The organism is Inquilinus limosus MP06, assembly GCF_000767795.1.
GTDB classification, from domain to species: Bacteria; Pseudomonadota; Alphaproteobacteria; order DSM-16000; family Inquilinaceae; genus Inquilinus; species Inquilinus limosus_E.
Genome location: NZ_JANX01000907.1, coordinates 1 through 1,595, shown reverse-complemented (window position 1 = coordinate 1,595; position 1,595 = coordinate 1). Strand labels below are relative to the sequence as shown.

Genomic DNA, 1,595 nt, shown 5'->3' with positions numbered 1-1,595 from the left:
AGGGCCAGCGCCGCGGCCCCAGCCCCGACCGGGACGGCGGCGAGCCAGCCGAGGCCGAGCGCCGCGACCACGAGGCCCGCTGCCGACAGCACCGCGGCGGAGATCCGGCGGGCCAGGAGGCCGGCCAGGAACGGCACCACCGCCATCGGCGCGGACAGGGCGATCATCAGCCCGCCGGCCTCGATCTCGCTCATCCCCTCCGCCCCGACTGAAGCGCACCGGCAGCAGCACCAGCGGCACCACGAAGCAGACCGCCGTGGCGATCGGCAGGAACTGCGCCCCGACGAAGCGCGGATAGCGGAACAGCGACAGGTCCAGCATCGGCCGCCGCACCCGCGTCTCGACCGCCACGAACAGCGCCAGCATCGCGGCCGCGCCGATCAGCAGGGCCAGCACGGCCGGGTCGCCCCAGCCGCTCTGCGGCCCCTGCATGATGCCGAAGGTCAGCAGGCCGAGAGCGGCGGTGAAGCTGAACAGCCCCGGCCAGTCGACCCCGGTGGCCCCGGGGTCGCGCGACTCCCGCATCCGCGGCACGCCGAACAGCAGCACCAGGGCCGCGATCGCGGTGCCGGCCAGGAAGATGGCGCGCCAGCCCAGCGTCTCCACCAGCACGCCGGCCAGGATCGGGCCGAAGGCCAGGCCGATGCCGAAGCTGGTGCCCAGCAGGCTGAAGGCGCGGGTGCGGGCCGGCCCCTCGAACTCCTGCGCCAGCGAGGCGGCGCCGCCGGCCATGGCGATCGAGGCGGCGACGCCCTGGGCGCCGCGCAGCAGGTCCAGCACCACCACCGAGGGGGTGAAGCCCAGCACCAGCGACAGCAGCCCGAAGCCGGCGACGCCGGTGGCGAACAGGCGCTTGCGGCCGAGCTGGTCGGCCAGCGCCCCGGCCGCCATGACGAAGCTGCCGAAGCACAGCACGAAGGCGTTCACCACCCAGGCCAGGGCGACAGGACTGCCGCCGAGCTCGCGCCCGATCGCCGGCAGCGCCACGGCCGGGCCGGTGAAGCTGAGCGGCATCATCAGCCCGGCCAGGCAGACGGCGCCCAGCACCCACGGGCCATGACCGGTGTCGTCGGAGACGGCGCGTGCGGTCATCTCGGCTCTCCCATGCTCGCGGGTCAAATCGACATGCCGCCGTCGATGGTGAGCGCGGCGCCGGTGACGAAGCGGCTCTCGGCCGAGGCCACCCAGGCGACCAGCCCGGCGATGTCGTCGCCGCTGCCGTAGCGCGGGATCGCCATGAACGACCGCAGCGCGTCGGCGCGCGGCCCATCGGCCGGGTTCATGTCGGTGTCGGTCGGGCCCGGCTGCACCAGGTTGACGGTGATGCCCCGGGGCCCGAGGTCCCGCGCCGCGCCCTTGACCAGGCCGGTCAGCGCCGTCTTCGACAGAGTGTAGAGCGTGACCCCGGCGCCCGGCACGCGCTCGGCCAGGTTGCTGCCGATGACGATGATCCGCCCGCCCTCCGGCAAATGCCGCGCCGCCGCCTGGGCGGCGACGAAGACGCCGCGGACATTGATCGCGACGGTGCGGTCGAACTCCTCGACCGTGAACTCGCCGAAGGGCCTGTGCACGGCGATGCCGGCATTGGCGACCAG

2 protein-coding genes are annotated in these 1,595 nt (G+C 74.4%); both read right to left on the bottom strand.

Features of this window, described 5'->3' with window-relative positions:
• Nucleotides 1-1,092: MFS transporter (locus P409_RS33850; protein WP_202964899.1), on the bottom strand; the 1,092-nt coding region annotated here is incomplete at its 3' end.
• Nucleotides 1,093-1,115: 23 nt separating this feature from the next.
• Nucleotides 1,116-1,595, bottom strand: a 480-nt coding sequence (locus tag P409_RS33845) for an SDR family oxidoreductase (protein ID WP_034849051.1), incomplete at its 5' end; no start/stop codon positions are given.